The following is a 3,762-nucleotide window of genomic DNA, read 5'->3' as shown; positions in this document are numbered from 1 at the left end:
TACCCAAAGAAACCTCAATGAAAGACGTGACTGAAGCCGATTGTCGCCGCATCCAACAATGGATGAACCATTATTCGCGCAAGGTTTTGGACTATCAGACCCCATATGAAGTTTTCACACGCTGTTTCTATAAAGAAAGACAAGCTCGCGCACATGTGCCCGCTTGACAACGAGCCTCCTTCGGCATGGTTTTCTTGGGGAGGAGGTCAATGCCCCACTTGTGAACCAAACTACCATGCCTCAGCTCATTGTCAAGCCGTCACTGGCAGAGAGGATTAAAATTATATAGCTAGTTACCCTAGATGGCTAACTTATACTTGAAATTTACATAAGTTAAAGAAATCAGAAATCCGTTCTTTAACTTTATCGCTAGGTCTTCTTTTACCTAGTTCAATCAATGCTACTGATGATTGAGATAATCCTATTTCTTTAGCGAAAGCTTGTTGTGACAGCTTTCTTTTGGTTCTTTCCGATTGGATAATCTCTGCATATTTTTCCATCAACTTAGCCCCTTTCTTAATTACTAAAGATAGTATAACATTACTCTAAGCAATTTTAAACCACTTTTAGTAAGTATTTAATACTTTTTGTAATAACGTATTTAATTACTGTTAGTAATAAAGTATAATGGATATAAAAGGAGGTATATAAAGTGAATGTAGGACAAAGAATTGCAAATTTGAGAACAGATAAAAATTTATCTCAAGCTGAATTTTCTAAATGTATAGGAGTTTCGCAAAGTACAGTGGGCCTATGGGAAACTGATCAACGTAATATTCCAACACAAACTTTAGTAAAAGTAGCTGATTTTTTTAACGTGTCTACTGATTACCTTTTAGGACATAAAATAGAAGATAAAAATAATGTAGATTTAAGACAAGTTTTGAGAGAAAATAGCACAATGAATTTCGGGGGTTTAGAATTATCTGACAAGGACAAAGAAGCTATTACAAGAGTTATAGGAGCTATGCTAGGAGGAGATTAGTATCCACAGAACAGTCGATGTAATGCGTAGCATTATAAAGCGGCATGGTACTAGTGACCCGTTCCAGATTGCAGAAAACTTAGGCATTAAGATTGTTTTTGAACAATTAGATAAGCAGGGAATATATTTACCTATCAATGATCAAAAAGTAATTATCTTAAATGAAAACTTAAAAAATAATCCTATGGCTAAGTTCGTAATGGCTCACGAGCTTTATCATGCTATCGAGCATACAGATTTAATGGCACTTTATCACAACGGCTACATGGTCAAATCCAAGAAGGAAAGAGAAGCGAATCAATTTGCTACCTATTTATGTTTAATCGGACAGACGATCTACGCAGGACAGACCAAAGAACAAATCTGCAGACAATGTTATATCCCTTTGGAAATGGAAGAATATTTATGAGGTGTAAAAAATAATGAAAAAATTAATTATTATGTTGTCTCTTATTTTTTTATCTTTTAATGGGTTAACGGTTGTTGCACAAACTGATGAAATTGAAGAATTATCAGATGATATTAGCAAACTTGAAGAAGAATTAACCGCTAAAAAAGCCGTGTTAGAAAACTTGTCAAAAGACTATAAGAAAACTATTGAGTTCGAAGAAATGGATATGGATATCTCAGAGATGGGTTTTGAGGGTTATAAAATGACTCTAATCGAAAGAGGTTTAGATACAGAGAATTATGCAGTCCCTGTAGCTTATTGGTTAATAAAAACAGAAATCACAAGTTCGGAAAGGCAATCAGAATGGGATCATGCAAGTGCAATTATAGTAACCGATGAATATACAGACTTTGCTCAAGATAGAAAATTTGATTTTTATAAAAAGAATGAAAATGATGAATTGGTTTTTACTGAAAGAGACATATCAAGGAATTATGCAAAAGGACATGTTTATTACTATAAAGTATTAGTGCCAATTTTTGATAAAGATGCTAAATATTATTTAGCTGATACAACTTCTGATGATGGTTTAAGAATACCAATGTATAATCAAGATTAAGCCAATAGGCTTTTTCTTTAGCAGTAAAAAAAGAACATACGTTCGAGGTGGAAGATGAATAAAGATAGAGTAAAAGAAAGAATCTATGAAGAGTTGAAATCACAAGTTCGGCTGCATTTATGTTTAGAAGATAAAGAGTTTACAGAAGATGAGTATCAGGAGATAAAAGAGTCCATCAAGAATCTACTCATTAAAGGGGGTGAGTCTTAAAACTCATCTGGACGGTTCGTCAGGAGGGTAATTTATGAAATATGAAAAAACTAAACATGAAGGAATATTTTCTTACAGAACAAAAAAAGGTTTGAAATATCGAGTGAGAATAGTCTATGACTATGACAAGGAGCATTCTAAGTCAGGATTTGAGACAATTGCTGAAGCACAGGCTTACAAAGCTATGCAGGAATCGAAGTTATTAATGCATGGGTCAGGAATATTTAAAGGAAATAAAGTTACATTTGGACAACAATGGGAGAAATATAAAAAATATAAAAGTGAAAATGGCGATTGGAATTTAAACACCTCGCATAATGCTGAGCATCGAATCAAGGCTTTTTTAGATGTATTTGAAAATTATCATTTAAATGATATTAGTGCCAAAAAAGTACAGAAAATAATTAATGATATGTACGAACAACATGATTATTCGCAAGAAACTGTACAATCATATTTTAATTTATTTAAGCAAGTACTAACTGATGCCGTCAATGACGGTATTTTAACGACGTTAAACATCAATAAAGTTACTTATAAAAAGAGGAATTGGCAACCTACTAACAAAAAAATAGACCTGTCAGATCTAATAGAATTTATGACTTTGGCAAAAAAATATATGCGCAAAGATATTTACCGTTGCTTATATCTATTGACCTTTGGATTACGAAGAGGAGAGGCCTACGCTATTAAACAATCACACATTAAGTTCATGCCTAACGGTTTGGCTAGATTAGAAATTGTGATTCAGCGTACGAGAAATTATTTAGATGGAAAAATTGTAAAATCAAGAAGCTCAAACAGAATTGTTATCGTAGACCAAGTTATGGCAGGATATCTGCGAGAACAGATTGAGTTTGCTAAGCAAGTAAAAACAAAGAAAAATCAAACTTTACATAAAGATGATTTTATTTTCATCCATCCAGAAAGCGGCCTACCTTATTCGGAAAAGACATTAAATAATGCTATCGATAAAATAACAGCTATGATGGACAATAATGTAAACATAACTCCTCATATGTTTCGACATACATTTGCAACTTATGCATCAGGTATCGGAGCAGACCAATTGCAACTTAAAAATGTGTTGGGTCATGCCTCATTATCGATGACGGAACATTATACTGGTCCCTCAGAAGAAGCGGCCATTAATATTTTAAATCTAACCAAAAATTTTAGAAAATTCTAAAAAGATGACTCTGAAAGAGCAAAATAAAAGTTGCCAGAAATTCCAAAAAAGTTGCCAGAAGTTGCCAGAACGATATCCCATTTAATCCTTTTATTTCCCTCTATTACACATTCCTAATATAAAAAAGGTTGATATTAAACAGTCTACAAACTGCATAACATCAACCTTTGATTGAAAACTTTGAAAGCCATTTGCCGGGTTTGAACCGGCGACCTCATCCTTACCATGGATGCGCTCTACCAACTGAGCTAAAACGGCATATACAAAAAAATAACTCCGCAAGCAGGGCTCGAACCTGCGACATCATGATTAACAGTCATGCGCTCTGCCAGCTGAGCTATTGCGGAATGAGAAAATTACCCTGCGCG

The 3,762-nt window shown here is 34.0% G+C and carries 6 protein-coding genes, 2 tRNA genes and 1 pseudogene; 6 read left to right on the top strand and 3 right to left on the bottom strand.

Annotation, left to right across the window (positions count from 1 at the left end):
• Positions 1-167, top strand: a pseudogene (locus tag BMX34_RS10040) (IS30 family transposase); the annotation flags it as partial.
• 144 nt (positions 168-311) lie between these two features.
• Here the strand turns inward: BMX34_RS10040 and BMX34_RS09515 are convergent.
• Positions 312-500, bottom strand: coding sequence for a helix-turn-helix domain-containing protein (locus BMX34_RS09515; protein WP_092572766.1), 189 nt, complete (start codon positions 498-500; stop codon positions 312-314).
• A gap of 152 nt (positions 501-652) precedes the next feature.
• On the opposite strand from BMX34_RS09515, the gene BMX34_RS09510 reads away from it, so the two are divergent.
• The 5 genes from BMX34_RS09510 to BMX34_RS09495 are packed head-to-tail and all read left to right on the top strand — an operon-like array spanning position 653 to position 3,394.
• A complete protein-coding gene (locus BMX34_RS09510; RefSeq protein ID WP_092572765.1) occupies positions 653-985 on the top strand; it encodes a helix-turn-helix domain-containing protein in 333 nt (110 codons plus the stop codon).
• A 22-nt stretch (positions 986-1,007) separates the two neighbouring features.
• Positions 1,008-1,394: an ImmA/IrrE family metallo-endopeptidase gene (locus tag BMX34_RS09505; protein ID WP_092572764.1), complete on the top strand. Its 387-nt coding sequence runs from the start codon at positions 1,008-1,010 to the stop codon at positions 1,392-1,394.
• 13 nt (positions 1,395-1,407) lie between these two features.
• Positions 1,408-1,995 carry a hypothetical protein gene (locus BMX34_RS09500; RefSeq protein ID WP_092572763.1) on the top strand — a complete coding sequence of 196 codons (588 nt, stop codon included), beginning with the start codon at positions 1,408-1,410 and terminating at the stop codon, positions 1,993-1,995.
• A gap of 54 nt (positions 1,996-2,049) precedes the next feature.
• Positions 2,050-2,205 (top strand): hypothetical protein, encoded by a 156-nt coding sequence (locus BMX34_RS09805; protein ID WP_200793449.1) that lies wholly within the window; start codon positions 2,050-2,052, stop codon positions 2,203-2,205.
• Between the two features lie 34 nt (positions 2,206-2,239).
• Positions 2,240-3,394: a tyrosine-type recombinase/integrase gene (locus BMX34_RS09495; protein WP_092572762.1), complete on the top strand. Its 1,155-nt coding sequence runs from the start codon at positions 2,240-2,242 to the stop codon at positions 3,392-3,394.
• 185 nt (positions 3,395-3,579) lie between these two features.
• On the opposite strand, the gene BMX34_RS09490 is transcribed toward BMX34_RS09495, so the two are convergent.
• Both BMX34_RS09490 and BMX34_RS09485 read right to left on the bottom strand, forming a co-directional pair.
• Positions 3,580-3,652 (bottom strand) — tRNA-Thr (locus BMX34_RS09490).
• 16 nt (positions 3,653-3,668) lie between these two features.
• Positions 3,669-3,741: transfer RNA gene (locus BMX34_RS09485), tRNA-Asn, on the bottom strand.
• Positions 3,742-3,762 lie beyond the last annotated feature (21 nt).

The sequence above is a fragment of the Ignavigranum ruoffiae genome (assembly GCF_900110675.1).
GTDB classification, from domain to species: domain Bacteria; phylum Bacillota; class Bacilli; order Lactobacillales; family Aerococcaceae; genus Ignavigranum; species Ignavigranum ruoffiae.
This window is presented reverse-complemented; position numbering and strand designations above follow the sequence as displayed.

What these genes read in the sequence shown, in the direction of transcription:
- BMX34_RS09515 (WP_092572766.1), bottom strand. Translation starts at nt 500, where the DNA reads ATGGAAAAATATGCAGAGATTATCCAATCGGAAAGAACCAAAAGAAAG.
- BMX34_RS09505 (WP_092572764.1), top strand. Translation starts at nt 1,008, where the DNA reads ATGCGTAGCATTATAAAGCGGCATGGTACTAGTGACCCGTTCCAGATT.
- BMX34_RS09500 (WP_092572763.1), top strand. Translation starts at nt 1,408, where the DNA reads ATGAAAAAATTAATTATTATGTTGTCTCTTATTTTTTTATCTTTTAAT.
- BMX34_RS09805 (WP_200793449.1), top strand. Translation starts at nt 2,050, where the DNA reads ATGAATAAAGATAGAGTAAAAGAAAGAATCTATGAAGAGTTGAAATCA.
- BMX34_RS09495 (WP_092572762.1), top strand. Translation starts at nt 2,240, where the DNA reads ATGAAATATGAAAAAACTAAACATGAAGGAATATTTTCTTACAGAACA.